25 protein-coding genes are annotated in these 22,307 nt (G+C 63.2%); 16 read left to right on the forward strand and 9 right to left on the reverse strand.

Translation table 11 applies throughout. From position 1 onward, the window contains the following. The first annotated feature begins 58 nt into the window (after positions 1-58). From QQK95_RS06990 to QQK95_RS07010, 5 genes are all read left to right on the forward strand, one after another. A complete protein-coding gene (locus tag QQK95_RS06990) occupies positions 59-943 on the forward strand; it encodes an ABC transporter permease (protein WP_284270281.1) in 885 nt (294 codons plus the stop codon). Continuing rightward, a complete protein-coding gene (locus QQK95_RS06995) occupies positions 940-1,761 on the forward strand; it encodes an ABC transporter permease (RefSeq protein ID WP_284270283.1) in 822 nt (273 codons plus the stop codon). The genes QQK95_RS06990 and QQK95_RS06995 overlap by 4 nt, the downstream gene beginning before the upstream one ends. 25 nt (positions 1,762-1,786) lie before the next feature. Beyond that, entirely contained in the window at positions 1,787-2,857 is a 1,071-nt protein-coding gene (locus QQK95_RS07000; protein ID WP_284270286.1) for an ABC transporter substrate-binding protein, read from the forward strand. Positions 2,858-3,054: 197 nt separating this feature from the next. After that, positions 3,055-3,663, forward strand: a complete 609-nt coding sequence (locus QQK95_RS07005) for a cupin domain-containing protein (protein WP_284270288.1) — start codon at positions 3,055-3,057, stop codon at positions 3,661-3,663. Then, a complete protein-coding gene (locus tag QQK95_RS07010; protein ID WP_284270289.1) occupies positions 3,653-4,738 on the forward strand; it encodes an ABC transporter ATP-binding protein in 1,086 nt (361 codons plus the stop codon). The genes QQK95_RS07005 and QQK95_RS07010 overlap by 11 nt, the downstream gene beginning before the upstream one ends. Positions 4,739-4,904: 166 nt before the next feature. On the opposite strand, the gene QQK95_RS07015 is transcribed toward QQK95_RS07010, so the two are convergent. Next, complete coding sequence (locus QQK95_RS07015; protein ID WP_284270291.1) at positions 4,905-5,036, reverse strand: hypothetical protein; 132 nt, start codon at positions 5,034-5,036, stop codon at positions 4,905-4,907. 167 nt (positions 5,037-5,203) lie between these two features. Beyond that, on the reverse strand, positions 5,204-5,908 hold the full coding sequence (locus QQK95_RS07020) for an SOS response-associated peptidase (RefSeq protein WP_284270293.1): 705 nt from the start codon (positions 5,906-5,908) through the stop codon (positions 5,204-5,206). A 188-nt stretch (positions 5,909-6,096) separates the two neighbouring features. On the opposite strand from QQK95_RS07020, the gene QQK95_RS07025 reads away from it, so the two are divergent. Then, positions 6,097-6,450: a nuclear transport factor 2 family protein gene (locus tag QQK95_RS07025; protein ID WP_284270295.1), complete on the forward strand. Its 354-nt coding sequence runs from the start codon at positions 6,097-6,099 to the stop codon at positions 6,448-6,450. A gap of 95 nt (positions 6,451-6,545) precedes the next feature. On the opposite strand, the gene QQK95_RS07030 is transcribed toward QQK95_RS07025, so the two are convergent. After that, positions 6,546-7,025, reverse strand: coding sequence for an SRPBCC family protein (locus QQK95_RS07030; RefSeq protein WP_284270297.1), 480 nt, complete (start codon positions 7,023-7,025; stop codon positions 6,546-6,548). Then, complete coding sequence (locus tag QQK95_RS07035; RefSeq protein WP_284270299.1) at positions 7,022-7,378, reverse strand: ArsR/SmtB family transcription factor; 357 nt, start codon at positions 7,376-7,378, stop codon at positions 7,022-7,024. Before QQK95_RS07035 ends, QQK95_RS07030 begins: the two co-directional genes overlap by 4 nt. 170 nt (positions 7,379-7,548) lie before the next feature. Between QQK95_RS07035 and QQK95_RS07040 the strand changes: the two genes are divergently transcribed. Next, on the forward strand, positions 7,549-7,896 hold the full coding sequence (locus QQK95_RS07040; protein ID WP_284270301.1) for an ArsC family reductase: 348 nt from the start codon (positions 7,549-7,551) through the stop codon (positions 7,894-7,896). A 55-nt stretch (positions 7,897-7,951) separates the two neighbouring features. Here QQK95_RS07040 and QQK95_RS07045 read toward each other — a convergent pair whose 3' ends face one another. The 3 genes from QQK95_RS07045 to QQK95_RS07055 all read right to left on the reverse strand — a co-directional run bounded on the left by QQK95_RS07045 (position 7,952) and on the right by QQK95_RS07055 (position 10,686). Then, on the reverse strand, positions 7,952-8,305 hold the full coding sequence (locus QQK95_RS07045; protein WP_284270303.1) for a DUF488 domain-containing protein: 354 nt from the start codon (positions 8,303-8,305) through the stop codon (positions 7,952-7,954). Positions 8,306-8,328: 23 nt separating this feature from the next. Further along, on the reverse strand, positions 8,329-9,585 hold the full coding sequence (locus QQK95_RS07050) for an aminopeptidase (RefSeq protein WP_284270305.1): 1,257 nt from the start codon (positions 9,583-9,585) through the stop codon (positions 8,329-8,331). Positions 9,586-9,771: 186 nt separating this feature from the next. Continuing rightward, on the reverse strand, positions 9,772-10,686 hold the full coding sequence (locus QQK95_RS07055) for a LysR substrate-binding domain-containing protein (protein ID WP_284270307.1): 915 nt from the start codon (positions 10,684-10,686) through the stop codon (positions 9,772-9,774). Positions 10,687-10,782: 96 nt separating this feature from the next. On the opposite strand from QQK95_RS07055, the gene QQK95_RS07060 reads away from it, so the two are divergent. The 3 genes from QQK95_RS07060 (at position 10,783) to sbmA (ending at position 13,648) form a co-directional block, all read left to right on the forward strand. Then, positions 10,783-10,998 carry a hypothetical protein gene (locus QQK95_RS07060; RefSeq protein WP_284270309.1) on the forward strand — a complete coding sequence of 72 codons (216 nt, stop codon included), beginning with the start codon at positions 10,783-10,785 and terminating at the stop codon, positions 10,996-10,998. A 115-nt stretch (positions 10,999-11,113) separates the two neighbouring features. Next, a complete protein-coding gene (locus QQK95_RS07065) occupies positions 11,114-12,274 on the forward strand; it encodes a YbfB/YjiJ family MFS transporter (RefSeq protein WP_284270311.1) in 1,161 nt (386 codons plus the stop codon). A gap of 114 nt (positions 12,275-12,388) precedes the next feature. Next, positions 12,389-13,648, forward strand: coding sequence for a peptide antibiotic transporter SbmA (gene sbmA, locus QQK95_RS07070; protein WP_284270313.1), 1,260 nt, complete (start codon positions 12,389-12,391; stop codon positions 13,646-13,648). A gap of 36 nt (positions 13,649-13,684) precedes the next feature. On the opposite strand, the gene QQK95_RS07075 is transcribed toward sbmA, so the two are convergent. Beyond that, the gene (locus QQK95_RS07075) at positions 13,685-14,692 is read right to left on the reverse strand and encodes a polysaccharide deacetylase family protein (RefSeq protein ID WP_284270315.1); all 1,008 of its coding nucleotides are present in this window, start codon (positions 14,690-14,692) and stop codon (positions 13,685-13,687) included. Between the two features lie 240 nt (positions 14,693-14,932). Between QQK95_RS07075 and QQK95_RS07080 the strand changes: the two genes are divergently transcribed. Together QQK95_RS07080 and der are read left to right on the forward strand one after the other, a co-directional pair. Beyond that, entirely contained in the window at positions 14,933-15,598 is a 666-nt protein-coding gene (locus QQK95_RS07080) for a tetratricopeptide repeat protein (RefSeq protein WP_069091652.1), read from the forward strand. A 63-nt stretch (positions 15,599-15,661) separates the two neighbouring features. Next, positions 15,662-17,101, forward strand: a complete 1,440-nt coding sequence (gene der / locus QQK95_RS07085) for a ribosome biogenesis GTPase Der (protein ID WP_284270321.1) — start codon at positions 15,662-15,664, stop codon at positions 17,099-17,101. Between the two features lie 18 nt (positions 17,102-17,119). Here the strand turns inward: der and QQK95_RS07090 are convergent, their stop codons facing one another. Further along, the gene (locus QQK95_RS07090) at positions 17,120-18,037 is read right to left on the reverse strand and encodes a LysR substrate-binding domain-containing protein (RefSeq protein WP_284270323.1); all 918 of its coding nucleotides are present in this window, start codon (positions 18,035-18,037) and stop codon (positions 17,120-17,122) included. 119 nt (positions 18,038-18,156) lie between these two features. Here QQK95_RS07090 and QQK95_RS07095 point away from each other — a divergent pair, with 119 nt between their 5' ends. From QQK95_RS07095 to QQK95_RS07110, 4 genes are all read left to right on the forward strand, one after another. After that, positions 18,157-19,449, forward strand: coding sequence for an MFS transporter (locus QQK95_RS07095; RefSeq protein ID WP_284270325.1), 1,293 nt, complete (start codon positions 18,157-18,159; stop codon positions 19,447-19,449). Between the two features lie 143 nt (positions 19,450-19,592). Then, a complete protein-coding gene (locus QQK95_RS07100) occupies positions 19,593-20,777 on the forward strand; it encodes a cell wall hydrolase (protein ID WP_284270327.1) in 1,185 nt (394 codons plus the stop codon). Between the two features lie 256 nt (positions 20,778-21,033). After that, complete coding sequence (locus tag QQK95_RS07105) at positions 21,034-21,441, forward strand: AtpZ/AtpI family protein (protein ID WP_172351431.1); 408 nt, start codon at positions 21,034-21,036, stop codon at positions 21,439-21,441. A gap of 84 nt (positions 21,442-21,525) precedes the next feature. Further along, complete coding sequence (locus QQK95_RS07110; protein ID WP_019856924.1) at positions 21,526-22,284, forward strand: F0F1 ATP synthase subunit A; 759 nt, start codon at positions 21,526-21,528, stop codon at positions 22,282-22,284. The last annotated feature ends 23 nt before the right edge of the window (positions 22,285-22,307 follow it).

Below are 22,307 nucleotides of genomic sequence, written 5' to 3' on the forward strand. Positions count from 1 at the left end.
GACAGTTTTCATGAATATGAAAAAGTCTTAGCCAATTTCAAAATTGGTGGGCAGGTCGATGTCGACCCTAGTTGCAGCGGAAGTGCCCGAGTCCCGGTCTTCATCGGGCTTCCGGTTCGCCATGCTGCTGCCGGGGGCGCTGGTCACCTTCCTGCTGATCCTGTTCGCACTTGGCCTGGTGCTGTTCCTCGCCTTCCGCGGCAATGACGGCTCGCTGCTCGGCGTCGGGCTGACCGTCGAGAACTTCGTCACCGTGGCCACCGATCCGCTCTACTGGACGGTGACGCTGCGCTCGCTGGTCATCGCCGGCCTGGTGACGCTGGCAACCGTCGTCACCGCCTATCCCGTCGCCTATTATCTCGCCTTCCATGCCGGGCGCCGGCGCGGCCTGCTCTTGTTCCTGGTGACGCTGCCGTTCTGGACCAGCTATCTGCTCCGCGTCTTCGCCTGGAAGATCGTGCTCGCCTATAATGGCGTCCTGAACTCGGCGTTGATCGAAAGCGGCATCTGGTCGGAGCCGACACTGGCCTTTCTCAACACGCCGGCCGCCGTGGTCGTCACGCTGGCCCACGCCTATGCGCCCTTCGCCATCCTGCCGATCTATGTGGCGCTGGATACGATCCCGAAATCGCTGCTCGAGGCTGCCTCCGACCTCGGCGCGCGGCCGTTCACCGCGTTCCGCCGCGTCGTGCTGCCCAATTCGATGCCGGGCGTGCTGGCCGCGGCGCTCGTCGTCTTCGTGCCGACGGTCGGCGACTATGTCACGCCAGCCATGGTCGGCGGCCCGGCCAGCACCATGATCGGCACGCTGATCCAGTCGCAGTTCGGCAAGGCCAATGATTGGCCGTTCGGCGCCGCGCTTTCGGTCTGCGTCATGCTGGTCATCCTCGTCGTGGTGCTGGTCGCGCGCGGCGCCGACCGCAGATTTGGCAGCCGCACATGAAAGCCGAACGCGCCGGCACGAAACGGGATGGCCGCTGGCTCGGCCTCTACGTGCTTGCCTATCTGGTGTTCCTCTATCTGCCGGTGCTACTGATCCCGCTGTTTTCCTTCAACGATTCCATCCAGGCGGCGTTTCCGCTGCAGGGCTTCACGCTGCAATGGTACGAGACGCTCTATGGCAATCCGGCGCTGTCGGGCGCGCTCGTCAACAGTCTCGTCATCGGCGCCATCGCCGCTTCCGGCGCCACGCTGTGCGGCATCACCGTGTCCTATATGGACCTCTATGGCCGTTCGCCATTGGCCGCCACGATCAGCGCCATCGCCCGGCTGCCGATCCTCATTCCCGGTGTCATCGTCGGCATATCGCTGCTGATTCTGATCAATCTCATCGGCCTCGGGCCATCGCGCGTCGCCATCGTGCTCGGTCACATACTGGTGGCGTTGCCAACGACCGTGGTCGTCATGCGCAGCCGCTTCGCAGCCATCCCAAGGTCGGTTCGCGAGGCGGCGCTCGATCTCGGCGCCTCCGACTGGACGACGTTCCGGCGGGTCATGCTGCCGCTCAGCCTGCCCGCCGTGCTGTCGGCCTTCATGCTGGCCTTCCTGATCTCCTTCGACGAATTCATCGTCGTCTTCTTCCTTGCCGGAACCGAGCCGACCCTGCCGCTCTACATCTGGAGCCAGCTGCGCTTCCCCCGCTCGCTGCCGACCGTCATGGCGCTGGGAACGGTTATCCTGGCCGTATCCTTCATTATCGCCGGCACCGCCGAGTTCCTGCGCCATCGCGGGCTCGGTGCCGCGCGCCGCAATCCAGCCTGACCATAACAATGAGAGGAGAACGAAAATGACATTCCACCTGACAACGATAAGCGGACACAAGGTCCGCGCCGGCCTCGCCGCGCTGGCGCTCGCTTTGTCGTCGACCGTGGCGCCGGCCGCCGAGAAGCTGCAGTATTTCACCTGGTCGGGTTACGAGCTGCCCGACTTCAACAAGAGCTTCCTCGCCGCGCACCCCGATGGCGTCGAGGCCTCGATCTTCGGCGACGACGACGATGCCTTCACCAAGGTCAAGGCCGGCTTCCGGCCCGACATCGCGCATCCCTGCTACGACAAGGTGGCGCGATGGAACAAGGAAGGCCTGCTGCAGCCGATCGACACCAAGCGCATCAAGAACTGGGATTCGATCTTTCCGGTGTTCAAGAACCTGCCCGATCTGCAGGCCGGCGACGGCAAGGTCTGGATGGTGCCGTGGGACTGGGGCAACACCTCGATCCTCTACCGCACCGATCTGGTGAAGAACCCGGAAGCAAGCTGGAACCTGCTCTGGGACAAGCAATATGCCGGCCGCATGGCGACCATCGACGCCGTGCACGACACGCCGATCGTTGCCGCACTTCTGGCCGGGGTGAATCCGTTCGACATGACACCTGAACAGATGGACAAGGTCGCGGCAAAACTGCGCGAGCAGCGGCCGCTGCTGTCGAGCTACACCACGGACATGACGTCGGTCGAGCAGGCGCTGGCCAGCGGCCAGTTGGTCGCCGCCATGACCTGGAATGCGTCGGCCACCTCGCTGAAGAAGCAGGGCGTGCCGGTCGAGTTCATGAAGCCGAAAGAAGGCATGCTGACCTGGGCCTGCGGCTTCGTGATGCTGAAGGACGCCAAGAATGTCGATCTCGCCTATGATTTCATCAACAGCCGGTTGGACGCCGATTCGGGCAAATTCCTGATCCAGTCCTATGGCTATGGCAGTTCGTTGAGCACTGCCTTCGCCGGGGTGGCCAAGGACGAGCTGGAGAAACTGCAACTGCCGTCCGACCCCGAGGTGATGCTGAAGAGCACCATCTTCACCGGACCGATGAAACAGAATGACGATGTGGCCAAGATGTTCGAGAAAGTGAAGGCTGGCGGGTGAGGCTGATTCTTCCTTCCCCCCTTGTGGGGGAAGGTGGATCGGCGCGCAGCGCCGAGACGGATGAGGGGTAATCCAGGAAACGCAACGTCTCACTTCGCTGGAACACCCCTAATCTGTCGCCTTCTCCCTCAGGGGGAGAGGGGGAGCTTGGCGGCGCTGTGCCCGCGTCGATATGAGGAGACAACAAGGACCGATGCATGGACATGCTTGACGAGGCATCTGAAAAAACCAAAGACGATGCCGATGTGCGCGTCGGCCGCCGCGTGCGGGCGCTGCGGCTGGAGCGGCGCCTGTCGCTGGCCGAGCTGGCGGCAAAAGCTGGCGTGTCGATCGGTGCGCTGAGCCAGATCGAGCGCGGCATGTCTTCGCTGCGCGTCAAGGTGATCTGGCCGCTCGCCGCCGCCCTCGACATCGAGCCTTCGGCGCTGATCGCCGATGGCGACGAGGCCGTCAACGATCTCTATTGCGTGCGCGCCGACAAGCGGCGCTCCATTCCGGTGAAGTCGGAAGGCATCGCCAAGGCGCTGCTGTCGCCGCCGGGCGCGACGCTCACCGGCATGCTGGTGACGGTGGAGGCCGGTGGCGGCACGGCCGAAGCCTACGCCCATGCCGGCCATGAATTCGGCTACGTGCTTTCGGGCGAGGTCGAGCTGGTGGTGGATTCGACAAAATACGGGCTGAAGACCGGCGACAGTTTTGCCTTCAAGAGCACGCTGTTGCACGCTTTCCGCAATCGCGGCGCCGAGCAGTGCCAGATCCTGTGGGTCAACACCACGAAGCCCTCCGAGGTTCGCGATGGCGCCTGATCCACTCGTCCGGCTGCAGGCGGTCTCCAAGGTTTTCCCGGGCGGCATCGTTGGGCTCGATGCCGTCGATCTCGACATTATCAGCGGCGAGTTCATCACACTGCTTGGGCCTTCCGGCTGCGGCAAGACCACCAGCCTGCGCGTCATCGCCGGCTTCGAAAGCCCGTCGAGCGGCAAGGTCTTGCTCGACGGCCGCGACATCACCGCACTTCGCCCCTTCGACCGGCCGGTCAATACCGTGTTCCAGGATTACGCGCTGTTTCCGCATATGGACGTCGCCGATAATGTCGGCTTCGGCCTGTCGCTGCGCAAACTCTCCGGCACCGAGCAGGCGAAGCGTGTCGGTGAAGCCCTCGACATGGTCGGTCTCGCCGACAAGCTCCGCGCCCGTGTCTCCGAACTGTCGGGCGGCCAGCGCCAGCGTGTCGCGCTTGCCCGCGCCATCGTCTGCGAGCCGCGTGTGCTGCTCCTCGACGAACCGCTGTCGGCGCTCGACGCGCATCTGCGCGAACAGATGCAGGTCGAGTTGAAGCGGCTGCAGTCGCGGCTCGGCACCACCTTCGTCATGGTCACCCATGACCAGACCGAGGCGCTGTCGATCTCCGATCGCATCGTCGTCATGAACAAGGGCCGCATCGAGCAGATCGCGCCGCCGGCGACGCTCTATGACCGGCCCGCGACGACGTTCGTGGCGAGCTTCATCGGCACCATGAACCTCCTGCGGTCGCGCTTTGTCGGCCGCGATGGCGATCGTTTGCGCTTCGCTGCCGGCGCTCTGCCGCTGGAGGCCACCTCCGAAACCGGCCAACCGCCCGGCGAAGGCGAGATGCGCACCATCGGCGTGCGTCCTGAGGATTTGCTGGCCGCCACCGAGGCCGCCGAAGGAACCGCGCCGGCGCGGGTGAACAGCATTGTCTTCCACGGCCGTACCTTGCGGCTGCATGCTGAACTGGGGCAGGGGTTGCCGGTGGTGATCGATGCACCGCGCCAGGCCGAGGGGTTTCAATTCAGCATTGGCGACGTGGCGCATATTAGCCTGCGCCGCGGCGCCAACTGCCCCATGCTGCCGGGCTAGCCTCATCCACCTTCGCAAGGTCGTCGCACGGTTTCGTGCGGGCTGGTCTGATCGACATGTTAACAAACGGCCATGGAAATAAGTAGGAATTGACTAATCTAGGAAGACATTCCTAAATTAGTTGATGCCGGAAATGAGCACCCGACCGCGCCGAAATGTGCAAACCCTATGCCTCGCGCACGAAGTCGGGCAACTCATTCGTGTCCGATGCCGGCACTGCAACATCATCCGGCACTATCTGCCCGGCGACCTGGCAAAGCTTGTCGGTGACATTCCCTTTTGGGATGTCGAACGGCATATGCGGTGCGAGCGCTGCAAGCTTCGCGAGCTTGATGCCGACATAATTCTGCCGAGTGCTGCCGAGCGCTTGAAAATTCGTGTCAGACGCCTTGTCGAAATCCGCATGGTTCGCCGTGTGATATGGCGAGACGAGGAGTGAAGAACGCGGCCTTCAACTCGATCAACCTAGAACAGGGATCCTTGGGCCGGAGCCTGCTGCGGAAACTTGATTTGCGTGGCTGGCTTCTCAACGATCACCAACGCGGCGTCTGGCGCTGTTCTCTGCAAATGCCGCGCCTCTGCCCACGGCGCTGTCAGCCAGGCCTCGGTCTCTTCCGTCGTGGTCAGGATCACGGGCATAGCCTTCTCATGGATCGGCGCGATGAGAGCATTAGGCTTGGTTGTCATGAAGGCAAACAACTCAAAGTCGCCAGGTCCGTCCTTGACCTTTCGTACGCCCTGCCACTGGGTCCAGAACCCAGCGAAGAAGAACAGCGGTAGGCTTTCGTCGCGGGCAAACCAGTAATTGCGCTGGATGCCCGTTTCCGGGTCCTTGTCGCTCGGTGTCGGGCTGGGTTCGGCAAAACTGGTGACCGGCACGACGCATCTGTGCTCGACCCCGACAAACTGTTGCCAGTGCGAGTATTGTGGGTTGCGAACGTTGGTCGTGCCGTAGTCGGCCTTGCCTTTCATGCGCTCTGGTGGCGTTGGCAATCCCCAAAGCAGGTTCGCAAGCTCACGCTTCCCATCCGCCGTATTGCGGATGACCGGGCCGGGCTGATTGGGATAGATGTCAACGGAAGGTTCAAGGTTGCCGCTGATATCGCGCAATGCGCGCGTCCATTGGCGGATCGCCTCTTGCGTCGTGGTGATGTTGTAGAGGTTGCACATGCACCTAGCATTGCGGAATTGGCTTGTGTCTGCAACCGAGGCCGCCGATCGCCCTCCCTCAATTCGTCCTCACAGAGCCGCGCTATATCGATCGTCCTGACACGCCTTGTCAGCTGTCATGTGAGCACAGGTGGCAGACGGGCAGGCTCTTCCCTAATTGCAGTGCGTCTGAACAGGAGGAACACAAAATGACCATCACGGACATTGCCAAGGATTTCACCGAGCTCCTCAAGCAGGGCGATCACGACGGCGCCGCCGAAAAATACAATGCCGACGACATAGCCAGTTACGAAGCCATGGAGGGGCCAATGGCCGTCAGCCACGGCAAGGAGGCTCTCAGGCAGAAAAGCCAGTGGTGGCAGGAGAACCACGAAGTCCATGGCGGCTCGGTCGAAGGGCCGTATGTCAATGGCGACCAGTTCGCGGTGCGGTTCACGTTCGACATAACGCCCAAGGCCACCGGCCAGCGTGTCACCATGGATGAGGTTGGCCTGTACACGGTCAAGAACGGCAAGATCACCGAAGAGCGCTTTTACTACTGAGACCGGAAGCTTCGGCTTCGGAGTCTGCTCCTCGCTACAGGATCGAGAAGCAGGCATGGCGGCCGGGACGGTTTCCTGGCCGCCATCTCAGAGGTTCAAATCGTCTTCACATACGCCGCAAGCTGATCGGCCACCGTGCCCCAGCCGTCGAAGAAACCCATCTCCTCATGGTTGTTGCGGGTCGCCTCGTCGCGGTGGATGGCGGTCGCGGTGTAGCGCGTGCCCCGGCCATCCGGCTGGAGGGAAATGACCGCGGTGATGAAGGGGTCGCCTGACGGCCGATAGCCCGGCAGCAACGCATCCGTCCACACCAGCCGCTCGTTCGGCACGATGTCGAGATAGCAGCAATGGCGGTCGTTGGTCTCCTTGCCATCGGGCGACTGCATGCGCGTCCGGAACAACCCGCCAGGCTTGAGATCGATCTCGCAATCGGTGATCAGCCATGGCTTGGGCGTGAACCACTGCTTGACATGGTCCGGGGTCGTCCAAGCCCGCCACAACAATTCGCGTGGCGCGTCGACGACGCGCTCCAGCACGAGGTCCAGCCTGGGATCCGGCTTGAAGGGATAGGTCATTTTTCCTGCTCCTTGAGGCTCATCACATAGGCGTCGAATTGGTCGAGGCGGCGCTCCCACAGCGTGCGCTGTTCGGCCAGCCAGTTCTCGGCAAGCTGCAGCGGTTCGGGCGCCAGTTGGTAGGTCCGGGTACGGCCGTTCTTTTCCGATCGCACCAGCCCGCAGCCTTCCAGCACCTTGAGGTGCTCGATGAAGGAGGGCAGGGCCATCTCGAAAGGCTGCGCCAGTTCGCTGACCGAGGCCGGGCTTCTGTTCAGCCGCTCGACCACACGCCGCCGCGTCGGGTCGGCAAGCGCGCGGAAGATGCCATCGATCGGCGGAGGACTTGGATTGGTGGTCTGAAGGCTTGTCATTGGTCGGTCCTGCGGTGTCGCCAAAAGTGGCTTGGAAAATACTTAGGAAAATTCCTTAGTATTGGCAAGCCTAAAAATTCAGGAGATGCGGGTCGGGGCGCTGGCAAAGCGGGAAGGGCGGTTTTAGGTTGTGGGACGGATTCGACTTGTCAGTCCAAGGGAAGCGCGCTTTGACGATCACGATCTACGGCATCACCACTTGCGACACGGTCAAGAAGGCGCGCGTCTGGCTGGAGAGCCATGACGTGGCCCATCGTTTTCACGATTTCCGCGCGGAGGGGCTGGACGCGAAGCGGCTGGATGGCTGGGTCGGCAAGGTCGGCTGGGAAAAGCTGCTCAACAAGGGCAGCACCACATTCCGCGAACTGACGGACAAGGACAAGCAAGGCCTCGATGAAAAGAAGGCCAAGGCGCTGATGCTGGCCAAGCCGACGATGGTCAAGCGGCCGGTGCTGGAGGTCGGCGACCAGGTTCTGGTTGGCTTCAAGCCGGAGGTTTATGAGCAGGCGGTGAAGTAGGGCTCGGCAGGCCGCACCGCACCTATCCCCTCGTCATTCCATGGCGAAGGGCAGGTTACTGTCCTCTCAAATACTCCGCCAGCGCCACCGCATTGTTGTGCGCCTCATCATGAGCGCCGTAGAGCAGCGTCACCTTGCCCTCGCCAAGCAGGCCGTGCAGCGTCGCCACCACCTCGCCATTCCCGTCCAGTTCAGCCCCGTACCGCTTCCGAAACTCCGCCCAGCGCGCGGGCTCATGCCCGAACCATTTGCGCAGCTCATCGCTGGGCGCGATCTCCTTCAGCCACAGCGCCAGCGCGGCATGCTCCTTGCTGATGCCGCGCGGCCAGATGCGATCGACCAGCACCCGCTGCCCGTCATCGGCAGCGGGCGGCTCGTAGATCCGCTTGACCATCAGGTCGAAAGCCATTCGACCTCCCTGCGCCGAAACCCTCAGGCCCATTCGCCCTTGCGCATCACCGGCACGCGCCTGCCGTCCTTGTGGACGCCGTCGATGTCGATCTTGTCCGAGCCGATCATCCAGTCGATGTGGATGAAACTCTTGTTGCCGCCGCGCGCGGCGATCTCGTCCTGGCTGAGCGAGGCGCCGTCGACGAAGCATTTGGAATAACACTGGCCGAGCGCGATATGGCACGCGGCGTTTTCGTCGAACAACGTGTTGAAGAACAGAAGGCCGCTGGCCGAGATCGGCGAGGAATGCGGCACCAGCGCCACTTCGCCGAGACGCCGCGCGCCCTCGTCGGTGTCGAGCACCTTCTTCAGCACGTCCTCGCCCTTCGACGCCTTGGCCTCGACAATCCTGCCTTCCTCGAACCGCACCGAGATCTCGTCGATCAGCGTGCCCTGGTAGGACAGTGGCTTGGTCGAGGAGACATGCCCCTCGACGCGCCTGGCGTGCGGCGTGGTGAAGACCTCCTCGGTCGGGATGTTGGGATTGCAGGTGATGCCGTTCTTGGCGGTCGATGCGCCGCCCATCCATTCATGGCCGTCCGCCAGCCCGACCGTCAGGTCGGTGCCGGGTCCGGTGAAATGCAGCGCGTGGAAATTATGGCCGTTCAGCCATTCGGTGCGGCCGCGAAGCGCTGCATTGTGCGCCTTCCAATTGCCGATCGGGTCTTCCACATCGACCCGCGAGGCGGCGAAAATGGCATCGGCGAGCTTCGCCACCGCGACATCGTCGGCATCATCGGGAAACACCTGTTTGGCCCAGGCGAGATCCGGGTAGGCGACGATGTTCCAGTTGATGTCGAAGCCGGTGATCTTTTCCAGTGCCGGCTGATAGGCCATGGAATTGGCCTTGTTGGCGCGCGCCACTTTGGCCGGATCCTGCGCCGACAACAGCGAGGGATCCTCGCCGCGCACGGCAAGTCTGGCCGCATTGTTGGAAAAAGCCTTCGCCATGCCTTCATAGAGCCAGCCGGCGGCGCGGTCGAAGCTGGCGTCGGCGCCGAAGCGGTAGCGCGCCAGCGTCATCTCGTCATCGTTGAAGATCGGCGTCACCAGACCGGCGCCGGCCTTGTAGGCATGCTCGACGATCCGCCTGGTCAGAGGCAATGCCGCGATCGACGAGGTCAGGACGAGATCCTGGCCGGGCTGCAATTGCAGGCCGACCTTGATGGCGACCTCCGCCAGCCTGTCGAGCTTCACCGGGTCGATCGTTGCGGAAACGCCGCGCGAATGTGTGGTCATGATCCTGCCTGCCATGATGTGAGGTCCGATACCTTACATAGACCGGCGCCACCCTCCTTTCCACCGCGATTGCGCTGGGCCAGTACAGGCCATGGTCCCGAAAAGTGGGAACCGGCTTTCCGAAAAGATCATGGTCGACCAAAAGAGACGGAGCCCTATCCCGATTCCATCGGGACGGAACAGGCTCTAGGCTGCGCTTTCGAGTGATCCGAACTGCGCCATCGTCGCCTCGATCTCTTCCTTGATCCAGGCCTTGAAGTCCCGGACCTTGCGGCTCTCCGTCTTGGCCGAAGCCGTCACCAGCCAGTAGCCGAGCCCGCTCTGGGCGCGGATCCCGAACGGCGCCACCAGCCGCCCGTCGGCCAGCGCATCCGCCGTCAGCAACTGCCAGCCCAGCATCACGCCATGGCCGGCAATCGCCGATTCCAGGCACAGCATCGGGTCGGTGAAGCGCGCGCCCTTCTGGAAGGTGACGGGCGGAACACCGGCGGCCGCGAACCAGCTCTCCCAGTTGATCATCGCCCGCTCGTCGGTGATGGCGCAGGTCTGGGCAAGGTCCTCGATCGATTTCAGTTTCCGGGCGATTGCAGGCGCGCAGACCGGGAACACTTCCTGCGCCAGGAGCAGTTCGGCCTGCCCGCCGGACCATTTGCCGTCGCCAAGCCGGATGGCGATGTCGACGTCGGAATGATCGAGATTGGCCAGCCGCACCGACGCGTCGATGCGCAGCAGCACATTGGGATGCCGGTCGAAGTGACGTGACAGTCTGGGCAGCAGCCATTTCGAAGCGAAGGCCGGAGCCGCCGAGACGACCAATGTGCATTGGCTCGCTTCGTCGGCCAGCGCCACGGCCTGGGCAAGCTCGCGAAATCCGGCCCCAAGGCGGGCCGCGAAAACTGTGCCGAACTCGGTCAGCACCAGACCGCTCGCCGTGCGCTCGAACAGCGCCTGGCCGAGCTGCTTTTCGGTGCGGCTTATTTGCTGGCTGACGGCACTGACTGAAACGTTGAGCTCGCCGGCGGCCGCCGCAAGCGAGCCGAGACGGGCAACGGTTTCGACGGCGCGAAGGCCGTTGAGATGGACGCGGTTGAGCATGGCCATTTGAGATTTTCTAAACTGTTCCGGCTGAAATCTCAATTGAAAGACGCGCCGGAACGGCAGACTTTATCGATGGGAGCCAGATCCTGGGAGCCGAAAATGTTAAGGCTGTTGTCATCGCTGAAGGTTCTGTTTGCCACGGGCACGCCGTCCGGGTCACACTCGCAGATCGATACGCAGACATGGCTGACCGATCCGCTGTCGCATCCCGTGCTGAACACCATGTCGGAGCGTGAATTGGGCGACGTGCCGTTCAGGCTGACGGCGCGGCGAACGGCGCACGAGACCGCTTCATTGCATGCCGGGCGCTGCTGAGCCGATGACGCGCCTTCAGCTCAATTAGAAGTCGAGCCGGTCGCGCCTCTCTGCGCTGACTGGCCCAACGGATGGCGGATTGTTTCAGCGATCCCTGCATTTATTGTGCGCTGCGATGAGATATGCCACCTCAACAGCGCTGCGCTTCACCGTCGCCGGCATGATCGCGATGGCGATGGCCATGGGCATCGGACGCTTCGTTTACACGCCGATCCTGCCCGGCATGATGGAAGAACTGCATCTGTCACCGGCCAATGCCGGATGGATCGCCTCGGCGAATTATCTCGGCTACCTTGTCGGCGCGTTTGTGGCGGCGGGCGGCTGGGCGCATGGCCGCGAGCGTCTGCTGATGCTGGGCGGTCTTGGCGCCAGCACCGTCCTGGCGGCGCTGATGGGGTTGACCGACGCCATGGCCGCCTTTCTCCTCATCCGCTTCTTGGCCGGTCTGGCCAGCGCTTTCGTCATGGTGTTCATGGCCAGCATCGTTTTCAGCCATATCAATGCCTCCGGTCGTGGCGACCTACAGGCCTGGCATTTCGGCGGTGTCGGCCTCGGCATCGCGGTCTCCGCGGTAATGATGGCGGTGCTGGTCACCGAGCATGCCGGCTGGGCGGCGGGCTGGTTGTGGTCAGCGGCGATTTCGGCTTGTGGCTTCGTGGTCGTGGCGCTGCTGGTGAACGAAGGCCTGCTCGCCAACGGCCAAGCCGCCCGTGAACCGGCCCTGCCGAAAGACCGGTCGCTGATGAAGATCATCGTCGCCTACGGCCTGTTTGGTTTTGGCTACGTGGTGACGGCAACGTTCCTGGTCGCCATTGTCCGCCAGGGCGGCGGCAGCCGCGTCTTCGAGGCCATGGTCTGGCTGGTCGCCGGTCTCGCCGGTTTTCCCTCGACCTGGTTGTGGCAGAAGATCGCCGGGCGGGTCGGGCTCAACGCTGCCTATGCGCTGGCATGTTTCATAGAAGTGATCGGCGTCGCCGCCAGCGTGGCCCTTGGCGGATATTCGGGGCCGCTGCTTGGCGGTCTGCTGCTCGGCGGCACCTTCATCGCCATCACCGCGCTTGGCCTGCAGGCCGCCCGCCGGCAGGCGCCACAGGCGCCCCGGCGCATCTTTGCCCTGATGACGGCGTCGTTCGGCCTTGGCCAGATCGTCGGCCCGATCGCCGCCGGCCTCTTGGCGCAGATGTCGGGCGATTTCTTCCTCGCTTCGATCGTCGCCGCGGCCATGCTGGTGGTCTCCGGCGTCATCACATGGTCGGCCGCGCCAAAATCGCCATGATTTGTGGTCTTGCTCTGCGCCGGGCATCGGGCAGGCATTTTCTTTCCCCCTAATGTGTGACTTTATGCCCGCCGAAGTCAGCTGATTTGCCCATCAAGCAAGGAATTCGCCACAGTGTTCGTATCCTTCTTCCCGCAGCCGAAGCTCTTTTTCTCTTCGGCCGCCATCTGGAGCCTTGCGGCGATCCTGTTCTGGTTTTTCGGTGGTGAACAATTGGGGGCCGTTTTCGGCCTGCCGGCAGCCGCCGCCGACGCGCCGCCCATCATCGGCATCGCCGTTCTCGTGTCAAAGCCGTTCCTCTGGTTCTACATCTACTTCGTGGCCTGCGTGGCCATCTTCTACGCATTCTGGAGCTGGTATTCCCCGCATCCGTGGCAGCGCTGGTCGATCCTGATGACGGCGGTCATCCTGTTCTTCATTTATTTCAACGTGCAGGTCAGCGTCGCCGTCAACGCCTGGTATGGCCCATTCTTCGACTATGTGCAGGGGCTAATGTCAGGGACCGGGAAATCGACCAACGGTGAATTCTACACCGGATTGGCTGACTTCTCGTGGCTCGCGCTGGTCGGCATGAACGTGCAGGTGGTCAATGCCTTCATCGTCAGCCATTGGATCTTCCGCTGGCGCACGGCAATGAACAACTACTTCATAGAGAACTGGTCCAGGCTGCGCCATATCGAGGGTGCTTCGCAGCGCATCCAGGAGGACACGATGCGGTTCTCCCAGATCATGGAGGATCTCGGCTCCAGCTTCGTCCAGTCGATCATGACCTTGATCGCCTTCCTGCCAGTGATGATCCAGTTGCAGGCCCACATCAGCGAGTTGCCGATCGTCGGCGCGGTCCCGCAGCCCCTGGTGGTCGCGGCACTGGCCTGGTGTCTGTTCGGAACGATCTCGGTAATGATTGCTGGCCTGAAGCTTCCGGGGCTGCAGTTCCGCAACCAACGGGTCGAAGCCGCTTACCGCAAGGAACTGGTTTACGGCGAGGATCATGCGGACCGTGCACAGCCCGCCACCACCGCCGAGCTGTTCGCCAACGTCCGCCACAATTACTTCAGGCTCTATTTCCATTACATCTATTTCAACGTCGTCCGGTACACCTACCTGCAGGCCGACAACATCTTCTCGCTACTGATCCTGGGTCCGTCGCTGGTCGCGCACAAGATAACGTTCGGTGCGCTGAACCAGATCTCGAATGCCTTCGGCAAGGTGACGGGTTCGCTGCAATTCTTGCTTACCTCGTGGTCGACCATCGTCGAACTGCAATCGGTCCACAAGCGCCTGCGCGCCTTCGAGGCGACGCTGTTGGGCGAGCCGCTGCCTGACATAGACCAGCGTTATCTGGCAAGGCAGGGCGCTGAGGATCCCGCCTAGGAGCACTCAGGCGTCGATGCAAGACAGGTTGGCGGCTCAGCCGCCAACCGAGGCCTGCTTCTGGCCGACATCCTGCCGCGACAGGTAGTCGCGAAAGCTGATGCATTCGACATCTGATTTGACGCAGACCTCGCCGGCGAAGCGCTCCAGCGCGTTCCAGTAGGCGCCATCATTCATCAGCGTGAAGTGGAAGCCGAGTTCCAGCGGAATGCGCTTGCCCTGGTACTGTGCATCGAAGGCGGCGCGAAACGCCTGATAGGTCCGGTCGGCGAACTCGTCCGCCTTGCTCGGCCGCTCGAAGCCGCCGGAATGCCTGACATAGAGATTGTAATCCATGGCGATCACCGGCCTGGAATTCGGACCTTCCGGGATCTGCGGCAGTGAAAAGCGGGTGATGCCGCCAACGGTTGGCGGCAGAACAGGGCCTTGTGAGACGCCGCTGGCGTCGAACTGGTAGCCGGCGGCCGGCAGCGCCTCATAAAGCGCCTTGCTGGTCGACAGATAGGGCGCGCGGAAACCGACCACGGCATGCCGGGTGAAATCGCGCCAGCCGTCGGGTTCCGGCGTAATGCCGTTGATTGCATAGGCGTTCTCGAGAATGTGTTCGAACGAGGCGAATTCCTTCAGCCAGTCGGCCTTGCTCCAGTCCTTGCCGTCGAAATGGCCGCAAGCGTGGCTGGCGATGTCGTGGCCTTCATGCGCGGCGAGGCCGATCTGTTCGAGCCGCTCGGCCACTTCCTGTTTGGAGGCGGCAAAGCCGATATTGGATTTGCCTGCTGTTTTGCCTGGTGGGGTGTATTCCTTGCGTGTCTCCGGCGACAGCAGGAAGACGCAGGAGAGAAAATAGGTGAAATGCGCGCCGGTGCGCTGCGCCAAAGCGCGGCTGCGCTTCCACTGCGAGATGTCGCGGGCACTGTCGAAGGAGATGATCACCACCTGCTTCAGCTTTGCCGGCATTGGCGGCGCGGGCGGATCGGCCAGGGCCACGCCGGCGGTGGCTAGCGAGACAAGCGAAAACACGGCAACGCGGGACAAACAAGGCATCGGCAAATTTACGAGCTCCGGGCGGTCAGCAAGCCGGCTATCCCGGAAATGTGGCGTGGGTGCGATTGGGCTTTTTTGCCGGTTTGCCCCGGGGCAAACATCGGCTTGCCCAGGGGCAAGCATCCGTTTGCCCCTGGGGATTGGGCGATTTTCCGGCCGGACCCCTTCCATGCCGACAAAATTTCGCTAAAACGCGGGCTCATGAACCGCCCCGGCCCGGGGCAGGAATGGTTTTGATTGATGTCCGACGACAGTTTTATCCGTGAAGTCAACGACGAGATGCGTCGCGAGCAGGCGCAGAAGCTGTGGGACCGTTTCGGCCCGGCTTTGCTCGGCATCGCGATCCTCGTGGTGCTCGGCACCGCCGCCTTCGTCGGCTATCGCTATTGGGATGAGACGCGCGCCAACCGCTCCGGCGATGCCTTCTCGCAAGCCTTGAAACTTGCCAATGACGGCAAGAACGACGAAGCGCTGGCCGCGCTCGATCAGCTGGAGAAGGACGGCTACGGCGCCTATCCGCTGCTGGCCCGCATGCGCGCCGCCACCGTCAAGGCGAGCAAGGGCGACACTGCCGCCGCCGTCAAGGATTTCGACGACGTCGCCGCCGACACCGCCATCCCCCAGGGCATTCGTGACATGGCGCGGCTCAGGGCAGCCCTGCTGCTCGTCGACCACGGTTCCTTCGCCGATGTCTCCAGCCGAGTCGAGGCGCTGACATCGGACACCAACACGCTGCGCCACACGGCGCGCGAGGCGCTCGGCCTTGCCGCCTGGAAGGAAGGCAAGACCCAGGACGCGTTGAAGCTGTTCGACCAGATCGCCGCCGATGACGGCGCCCCGCGCAACACCCGCGAGCGGGCAACGCTGATGTCCGAGCTGATCCGCGGCTCGGGCAATGCCTCGTAAATGCATGTCGCCCAAAAGTGTGCAGCGGTTTTGGGACAACGACATGCATGATTGTAGGACCGTATGACCTTCAAAGTCGCCATCATCGGCAGACCTAACGTCGGCAAATCGACCCTTTTCAATCGGCTGGTGGGAAGGAAGCTGGCGCTTGTCGATGACACGCCGGGCGTCACCCGCGACCGTCGCGTCCATGCCGCCAAGCTCTACGATTTGCATTTCGACGTCATCGACACTGCCGGTTTCGAGGACGCCGGCGCCTCGACCTTGCCCGGCCGCATGCGCGCGCAGACCGAGATCGCCATCCACGAAGCCGACCTGATCTTCTTCACCATCGACGCCAAGTCCGGCCTGCTGCCCGACGACAGGACCTTCGCCGAGATCGTGCGCAAGTCCGGCAAGCCCGTGGTGCTGGTCGCCAACAAGGCCGAGGCCAAGGGCGCGCAGGGCGGCATGCTGGAAGCCTGGGAGCTTGGACTTGGCGAGCCGATCCCGGTTTCCGCCGAACATGGACAGGGCATGCCCGATCTGCGCGATGCGGTGATCGCGGCCCTCGGCGAGGCGCGCGCCTTCGGCGAAGAGGAAGAGGCCGAGGACGACGAGATCGCCGCCACCGAGGTGCTGATCGGCGAGGACATTGCCGACCCAGACGCCGATGATGACCATACTTACGACGACACCAAGCCGATGCGCATCGCCGTCGTCGGCCGCCCGAACGCCGGCAAGTCGACGCTGATCAATGCGCTGATCGGCGAGGAGCGGCTTTTGACCGGACCGGAAGCCGGCATCACCCGCGATTCGATTTCCGTCGACTGGGATTGGCATGGCCGCCGGCTGAAACTGTTCGACACGGCCGGCATGCGCCGCAAGGCCAGGATCCACGAAAAGCTGGAAGTGATGTCGGTGCAGGACGGCTTGCGCGCCATCCGTTTCGCCGAGATCGTCATCATCGTGCTCGATGCCACCATTCCCTTCGAGAAGCAGGACCTGCAGATCGCCGACCTGATCATCCGCGAGGGAAGGGCGCCGGTGATCGCCTTCAACAAATGGGACCTGATCGATCATCCGCAGGAGCTGCTGGCGGAACTGCGCGAGAAGACCGAGCGGCTGCTGCCGCAGGTGCGCGGCATCCAGGCGGTGCCGGTCTCGGCCGAGACCGGGCGTGGCCTCGACAAGCTGATGGATGCGGTTCTTAGGACCCACAAGGTTTGGAACAGCCGTGTCTCGACCGGCAAGCTCAACCGCTGGCTGGAAGCCATACTGGCGCATCATCCGCCGCCCGCCGTTGCCGGGCGCCGGCTGAAGGTCAAATACGTCACCCAGGCCAAGACGCGGCCGCCGGGTTTTGTGGTCCAGTGCTCGCGGCCGGATGCGATGCCACAATCCTATGTGCGCTATCTCTCCAACAGCCTGCGCGAAGCCTTCGACATGCCGGGCGTGCCGATCCGCATCGCGCTGCGCACCTCCGACAATCCATTCGCCGGCCGGGCCAAGAAGCGCGGCTGAGCGTCAGTACCCATCCGATCAGGCGACCGCGCGCAAGCCGGCGGTCCGCGCATTGCCCGGCAAGGCCTGCCGCGCCGCTTCCAGCAATATGTCTCCCAGACGGGCCGCCACCGGCTCGGGTTCGGCATCCCGGCGGTGCAGGAACAATGCCATCTTGGGCAGCGCCGGCAGACCGGCAATCTCCGGCGTCATCGCGCTGACGCTGGCCGGCAGGCCGATGTCGGTGCGGATCGTCAGTCCCAGCCCAGCCGCCACGGCCGCCCAGATGCCGCCAAGGCTCGGGCTGGAGAAGGCCATGCGCCAGGGCAGCCCGGCGCGGTCGAGCGTCTCCGTCGCCACCGTGCGCAACAGGCACGGCGCCTCGAGGGCCACCAGCGGCAGCGGTTCGCCGTCGCGCAGGCTGGTCTCGATGCGCTTTGCCGGACCGATCCAGCGCATGGGAACATCGGCGACATGCTCGCTGTAGGGCAGCGTCTGGCCGCTGTGCCAGGCGAGCGCGATGTCGAGGCTACCTGACATCACCCTTTCGGCCAGCTCGTGGCTGCGCGCGATCCTGGCCTCGATCTTGACCTTGGGGTGGGCGCGGGCGAAGCGGCCGAGCACGTCCGGCAGCACGGCCTCGCCGAAATCCTCCTGCAAGCCGAGCCGCACCCAGCCTTCCAGTTCGACATCGTGGATCGCCGCCGTCGCCTCGTCATTCAGCTCGAGCAGCCGCCGCGCATAGCCGAGCATGGTCTCGCCGGCCTCGGTCAAGGCCAGCCCACGCCCCGATTTGCGGAAGATCGGCGTCGCTGCCTGTTCTTCCAGTTTCTTCAATTGCGCGCTGACCGCCGAGGTCGACCGGCCGAGCCGGTCGGCGGCCTTGGCAAAGCTGCCGAGCTCCATGCCGGTGACGAAACTGCGGAGAACGTCGAGGTCGAATGTCACGCGTTGCATCAAAACGTCCTGTTTTTCAGGATCGATAGTCAAAAACTTCCTGATTTTCAGGATTAACCTATGGCGCTAGGGAAATGCCGTCAAGGTCCAGGCGACTGGACCACCACGGGAATGAAATCATGTCCGCCATCGTCGACTGCACCGACAAAGACACGCAGAAACTCCTGGGAGGCAGCGCTGCCGGCCCTGCCGGAAGGGTGTTCAGCCCTGGCCACCGCTGGAAGGTCCTGGGCATCGGTGTCGCCGCGAACGCCAGTTTCTCCGCCACCTTCTCCGGCATACCGGCAACGGCGGTCGTGCTCCGACAGGGCTATCACCTGAGCAATGCCGAACTTGGCCTGGCACTTGGCCTTCTCGGCCTGGGTGTTGCGCTCAGCGAATTGCCCTGGGGCTTGCTCACCGATCGCTGGGGCGATCGCCGCGTGCTCCTGATCGGGCTTGGCGCGACGGCCGCCTGGCTTCTTGCCATGGCCATGCTCGTGGTGCCGACAAGGTCGGGCATTCCCGATGTTGCGCTGCTGTCGGCAAGCCTGCTTCTCACCGGGCTGCTCGGCGGCAGCGTCAACGGCTCGAGCGGCCGCGCCATCATGGGCTGGTTCCGGGAAAACGAGCGCGGCTTCGCCATGAGCATAAGGCAGACAGCGGTGCCGCTTGGCGGCGGCCTCGGCGCGCTTGTCCTGCCGTCGCTTGCGCTCGCCTTTGGCTTTTCCGCAGTGTTCGGGCTTCTGGCTGGCGCATCGGCTCTCTCCGCGCTGTTTGCCTGGCGTTGGCTGCACGAGCCGCCGGCGGCGGGGCACGTGGTTTCGTCGGCCGCGGCCGGACCGGCGCCGCTGCGCAACATCGAGGTCTGGCGCATCGCCACCGCCATCGGCCTGCTCTGTTTCCCGCAGGTGGCGGTGCTGACCTTCGCATCAGTGTTCCTGCACGACTTCGTCGGGTTGGGGACGGCGCCGATCAGCGCGAGCCTCGCCGCGGTGCAGATCGGCGCCATGGTCATGCGCGTCTGGAGCGGCCGCTTCACCGATCGCCATGGCAACCGTCGCCAGTTCCTGCGCTCATGCAGTGCGCTCAGCGGGCTGGCCTTCGCCGTGCTTTGGGTGATGGTCCTGGCCAGCCCTGCAATGCCGGGCGGCCAGTCCTTCCTGGTTGCGGTCCTTCCCTTGGTATTGATTGTCGCGGGCATCTCGGTCTCGGCCTGGCACGGCGTTGCCTATACCGAGCTTGCCACGCTGGCCGGCGCCGGCCATGTCGGCACCGCGCTCAGCCTGGCCAACACCTTTGTCTTCGTTGGGTTCTTCCTGGTACCGGTGGCCATTCCGGGGCTGCTGCACCTCTGGTCCTGGTCCGGCGTCTGGCTGTCCGCCGCTATCTGCGCGCTGGTCGCCTGGCCGGTCTTCCTGCGGCCGGTCTGAACGCCCCGCCGCAAAACCGCCTGACTTCGAAACCACGACCTTAAGCCGACTGAGAAACCCGATCGATCTTGTTAACGTCCCATCAAGGTTAATGCATCATTTTGCTCTCCAGTGGGGTCAGTAGCGTTCCTGGAGATTGTTCCGTGCATCGACGCGTCTTGAAGCGGCTTGTCGCCGCCGCCGGTGAGAAGAAACGCAATTTTGTGTCTCCTTTCATCATCGGCCTCGGCATCTGGATCGGCTTCCCGACCGTCGCCGCCTACCAGGACATGACGAGCCTTGTTTCCGGCCTCGAATCGCCGACCGCGCGCTGGAATTCCTATGTCGAGAGATCCGTCGCCGGCTCGACCCATGCCGCCGAGATGCCGTTCATCGATTCCGATGTCACCGGCTCGATCTCCGGATCGGGTATTCACCTGGCAGGCGTCGGCAACGTGTCGTTTCGCGGCAAGGGCGGCAAGGTCAGCGGCACGCCCGACGAGGATCGCGTGGTGCGTGCCGACAAGAAGGGCCGCATCGTCCAGGTGTCGCCTGTCGCGCCGCCAAAGAACTTCAACGCCGGTTCGATATTCCAGCGGACCTCCTCCTTGATGCGTCCGAGCATGGACGGCGGCCTGAAGATGGCTTTCGCCAAGCCGCAGATCAAAGGCAAGGAGATCCAGATCGCCGCGGAATTCCATGCGCGTGAGGACAAGAAGCCGGATCCCGGCGTGCCCGCCATGCTTGCCGCCCTGGTCAACAACGACCATCCCGATGTTCTGGCGACGGCCTATGCGCAATCCGAGCCGGACTATGCCAAGGCCTCGCCCTTCGAGGCCCTGCTGCAGGACGAGCAGCCCAACAGCGGCCGCTTCATTCCGCCGATGGCCAAGGGCGACCATTGGTGGATCCAGAACCCGCTTCCCGCCAGCGTCTTCTCCAAGCCGGAGCAAAAGTGCCTGGCCAATGGCATCTATTTCGAGGCGCGGAGCGAATCCGTTCGCGGCCAGGCCGCCGTTGCCCAGGTCATCCTCAACCGCGTCCGCAATCCTGCCTATCCCAATTCGATCTGCGGCGTGGTCTATCAAAACGACAGCTGGTTCAACCGCTGCCAGTTCTCCTTCGCCTGCGACGGCCGGAAGAAGCGCATCGACAGCCCGGCCGCCTACAAGACCGCGCAGGACATCGCCATGGCCGTCACCGCCGGCAAGATCTTCATCCCGGAGGTCGGATCGTCGACCCACTACTATGCCCAGTATGTCCATCCGGGCTGGGCGCGCACGATGCAGAAGATGACGAAGATAGGCCTGCATATCTTCTACCGCACCTATGGCGGAGGCTGGAGCTGAGGGCTCGCCAGCCGATGGTCTTTTCCATCGGTCACGGGCTCGATCAGGCAGCCATTGCCGGGGGGATTCGCGCAGTACATCCCCATCGTCGCGGCGGGCACGATGTCGCACCTCACTAATTATTTGATTTTATTGCCTAAAATACATGGCAATGATCTTCCGCCCGTGGCTTGACGGGCGCAAACCCTCTAACTATGTTGCCGGCGACTTTAGAAGCGGACGGACGGTGACGGTCTGACCGGGCAGGGGGGTTGCGATGGCCGATAAAAGCAGGCCAGACGGAACCGGAGAAACCGGCCGCGGCAATCAGCATGAAACCGGCATCCGCGACGACGATCTTGAGCGACGTCGGCGTGAACTTGAAGCATCGCTTGCGACAAGGCTGCCGAACCGGCTCGAGGGGAAAGACGACGCGAAAGCGGGCAGTGCGGCCGGTTATGGCCAGGCGGTCAAACTCTCCAGTGAATTTATCGCTGGCGTGGTGGTGGGCGCCGGCATCGGCTGGATCATCGACCGTATGGCGGGGACATCGCCATGGGGTCTGATCGTTTTCCTGCTGCTTGGTTTTGGCGCCGGCGTGCTCAATGTCATGCGTTCGGCGGGCGTTGTAGCAGAATTCGGACAGGGCGATAAATCGCGCTCTGGCCGGGACGACAGCAAGTGACCGCCCTTCAGGCGGCATTCGGAAATAGCCGCCCTTATGCGGCAGTGGTAATTTGGCCGTACGCGGCATTGACGGGGTTAGAACGTGGCAGCTGACAAGGTCGATCCGATCCACCAGTTCCATATCATCAAGCTGGTTCCGATTAACATCGGCGGCTACGACCTGTCCTTCACGAATTCGGCACTGTTCATGGTCGCGACCGTTGTTGTCGCTGCCGCGTTCCTGTTCCTGACGACGTCGAGCCGCAGCCTGGTTCCCGGCCGGCTGCAGTCGATCTCCGAGATGGCCTACGAATTCGTCGGCAACATGTTGCGCGATGCCGCCGGCACGCAGGGCATGAAGTTCTTCCCCTTCGTGTTCTCGCTGTTCATGTTCGTGCTGGTCGCCAATCTGCTCGGCCTGTTTCCTTATTTCTTCACCGTCACCAGCCACATCATCGTCACCTTCGGGCTCGCCGCCTTGGTGATCGGAACCGTGGTGGTCTACGGCTTCATGAAGCATGGTCTTGGTTTCCTGAAACTGTTCGTGCCGCATGGCGTGCCGGTGTTCCTGCTGCCGCTGGTGGTGCTGATCGAAGTCATTTCCTTCGTCTCGCGCCCGGTCAGCCTCTCGGTTCGTTTGTTCGCCAACATGCTTGCCGGTCACATCACGCTGAAGGTGTTTTCGGGCTTCGTGGTCAGCCTCTCCGCGCTCGGCGCGGTCGGCGTCGCGGGCTCGGTCCTGCCGCTGGCCATGGCGGTGGCGCTGACGGCGCTTGAATTGCTGGTCGCCTTCCTGCAGGCCTATGTCTTCGCGGTGTTGACCTGCATGTATCTCAACGACGCCCTGCATCCCGGGCATTGAGGAAGAGTTTCCGGCCCAGGGAC

Origin of the sequence: Mesorhizobium huakuii, assembly GCF_030160235.1 — a bacterium.
GTDB lineage: Bacteria > Pseudomonadota > Alphaproteobacteria > Rhizobiales > Rhizobiaceae > Mesorhizobium > Mesorhizobium huakuii.

What these genes read in the sequence shown, in the direction of transcription:
- QQK95_RS06990 (WP_284270281.1), top strand. Translation starts at nt 59, where the DNA reads ATGTCGACCCTAGTTGCAGCGGAAGTGCCCGAGTCCCGGTCTTCATCG.
- QQK95_RS06995 (WP_284270283.1), top strand. Translation starts at nt 940, where the DNA reads ATGAAAGCCGAACGCGCCGGCACGAAACGGGATGGCCGCTGGCTCGGC.
- QQK95_RS07000 (WP_284270286.1), top strand. Translation starts at nt 1,787, where the DNA reads ATGACATTCCACCTGACAACGATAAGCGGACACAAGGTCCGCGCCGGC.
- QQK95_RS07005 (WP_284270288.1), top strand. Translation starts at nt 3,055, where the DNA reads ATGGACATGCTTGACGAGGCATCTGAAAAAACCAAAGACGATGCCGAT.
- QQK95_RS07010 (WP_284270289.1), top strand. Translation starts at nt 3,653, where the DNA reads ATGGCGCCTGATCCACTCGTCCGGCTGCAGGCGGTCTCCAAGGTTTTC.
- QQK95_RS07015 (WP_284270291.1), bottom strand. Translation starts at nt 5,036, where the DNA reads ATGCCGTTCGACATCCCAAAAGGGAATGTCACCGACAAGCTTTGCCAG.
- QQK95_RS07020 (WP_284270293.1), bottom strand. Translation starts at nt 5,908, where the DNA reads ATGTGCAACCTCTACAACATCACCACGACGCAAGAGGCGATCCGCCAA.
- QQK95_RS07025 (WP_284270295.1), top strand. Translation starts at nt 6,097, where the DNA reads ATGACCATCACGGACATTGCCAAGGATTTCACCGAGCTCCTCAAGCAG.
- QQK95_RS07030 (WP_284270297.1), bottom strand. Translation starts at nt 7,025, where the DNA reads ATGACCTATCCCTTCAAGCCGGATCCCAGGCTGGACCTCGTGCTGGAG.
- QQK95_RS07035 (WP_284270299.1), bottom strand. Translation starts at nt 7,378, where the DNA reads ATGACAAGCCTTCAGACCACCAATCCAAGTCCTCCGCCGATCGATGGC.
- QQK95_RS07045 (WP_284270303.1), bottom strand. Translation starts at nt 8,305, where the DNA reads ATGGCTTTCGACCTGATGGTCAAGCGGATCTACGAGCCGCCCGCTGCC.
- QQK95_RS07050 (WP_284270305.1), bottom strand. Translation starts at nt 9,585, where the DNA reads ATGACCACACATTCGCGCGGCGTTTCCGCAACGATCGACCCGGTGAAG.
- QQK95_RS07055 (WP_284270307.1), bottom strand. Translation starts at nt 10,686, where the DNA reads ATGGCCATGCTCAACCGCGTCCATCTCAACGGCCTTCGCGCCGTCGAA.
- QQK95_RS07060 (WP_284270309.1), top strand. Translation starts at nt 10,783, where the DNA reads ATGTTAAGGCTGTTGTCATCGCTGAAGGTTCTGTTTGCCACGGGCACG.
- QQK95_RS07065 (WP_284270311.1), top strand. Translation starts at nt 11,114, where the DNA reads ATGAGATATGCCACCTCAACAGCGCTGCGCTTCACCGTCGCCGGCATG.
- QQK95_RS07075 (WP_284270315.1), bottom strand. Translation starts at nt 14,692, where the DNA reads ATGCCTTGTTTGTCCCGCGTTGCCGTGTTTTCGCTTGTCTCGCTAGCC.
- QQK95_RS07080 (WP_069091652.1), top strand. Translation starts at nt 14,933, where the DNA reads ATGTCCGACGACAGTTTTATCCGTGAAGTCAACGACGAGATGCGTCGC.
- der (WP_284270321.1), top strand. Translation starts at nt 15,662, where the DNA reads ATGACCTTCAAAGTCGCCATCATCGGCAGACCTAACGTCGGCAAATCG.
- QQK95_RS07090 (WP_284270323.1), bottom strand. Translation starts at nt 18,037, where the DNA reads ATGCAACGCGTGACATTCGACCTCGACGTTCTCCGCAGTTTCGTCACC.
- QQK95_RS07095 (WP_284270325.1), top strand. Translation starts at nt 18,157, where the DNA reads ATGTCCGCCATCGTCGACTGCACCGACAAAGACACGCAGAAACTCCTG.
- QQK95_RS07105 (WP_172351431.1), top strand. Translation starts at nt 21,034, where the DNA reads ATGGCCGATAAAAGCAGGCCAGACGGAACCGGAGAAACCGGCCGCGGC.